Annotated in this window: 1 protein-coding gene and 2 pseudogenes; 1 reads left to right on the top strand and 2 read right to left on the bottom strand. The window is 67.6% G+C overall.

Annotated features, from left to right (window positions below; all coding sequences use genetic code 11):
* A partial coding sequence (locus AB0I10_RS41245; protein ID WP_363157864.1) for an IS5 family transposase occupies positions 1 to 398 on the bottom strand: 398 nt, incomplete at its 3' end.
* A gap of 250 nt (positions 399 to 648) precedes the next feature.
* On the opposite strand from AB0I10_RS41245, the pseudogene AB0I10_RS41240 reads away from it, so the two are divergent.
* Positions 649 to 801 (top strand): annotated as a pseudogene (locus AB0I10_RS41240) (IS110 family transposase); the annotation flags it as partial.
* A 117-nt stretch (positions 802 to 918) separates the two neighbouring features.
* Here the strand turns inward: AB0I10_RS41240 and AB0I10_RS41235 are convergent.
* Positions 919 to 1137, bottom strand: a pseudogene (locus AB0I10_RS41235) (hypothetical protein); the annotation flags it as partial.

Raw genomic sequence — 1137 nt, 5'->3', positions numbered from 1 at the left:
CCCTGCTGCCCGGCCGTGACCAGCAGCGATAGCGGCCTCTGCCCCTGTTCACAGGCCAAGTGAATCTTTGTGGTCCACCCTCCACGGGACCGGCCAAGGCCATGGTCGTCGGGTTCCACCCGATTGCCGCCCGGCGGTTCCTTCTGGGCCTGCCCGTCACGCCGGGCGCCAGCGGCGTGCTGATGGGCCCGGCAGATCGTCGAGTCGACGTTGACCTCCCAGGTGATCAGCCCGGCCGCATCCGCTCGGGTTTGCAGCCCAGTCAGCACCACCGACCAGACACCCTGGCGCTGCCAGCGGCGGAAGAGCCCGTAAACCGTCTGCCACGGACCGTATTCCGTCGGTAGATCCCGCCATGGGGCATCAGTTCTCACCCGCCAGCGGATTCCGTCGATCAACCTCCGTCGGCACACCGACGGGCCTGCCCAACACCGCGACGGGCAACAACGGCCTCAGCGCCGCCCACTGATCATCTGAAAGATCCCCTCGCCCCACACCGAGATCATCACCGCACAAGGCGAGACATGGACCCCAGTTCTAAAACACGGCCTACATGGACAACGACCCGATGGTGTGCGCGCAGGCCGACTGCTCTATGGCGGAGAGCCTGTCCACCGTTGCGGTTCAGGCGCTCGTTGCTGCCCCATTTCGAAGAAGTTCTACGAACGAAAACGAGGCGAGGGCAAAGGACACAAGCAGGCGGTCCTCGCCCTCGCCAGGCGGCGCCTCAACGTCCTGTGGGCCCTCATTCGCGATGGCCGGACCTTTGAGCTCAACATGGGCGACGTCTCAGCAGCGTGATCCGCGGCCAACCGGGATTGACAACTTGATTGGGAATCTCAACGGAGTTTGACCAGTCTCACCGACGTTTGATCGCGGCGTGGTGGGCCGGTTTGAGGGGAGGTCGGAGTCACCCCCCTACGGGCCCGCGGGGCTGGCGTCCCCGGCTCGCGCGGCGGCCGCCGCCTCCAGCAGGGGCCAGCCGTCGACCTCCACCGCCCGCCGCTCCCCCGGCTGCCACCCGCGGGCCGAAGCCGCGTCAAGCAGGGCCCGGACGGCGCCCGGTTCGTGCAGGTTAAGGGAGCCGCCCCGGACATACCCCACGTCCCCGGAGCCCATGGGGAACCCTCCCGGGAC

The organism is Streptomyces sp. NPDC050636 (assembly GCF_040654775.1).
Classification (GTDB): domain Bacteria; phylum Actinomycetota; class Actinomycetes; order Streptomycetales; family Streptomycetaceae; genus Streptomyces.
Note: the sequence above shows the minus strand (reverse complement) of the source record. Positions and strands in the feature narration are given on the sequence as shown.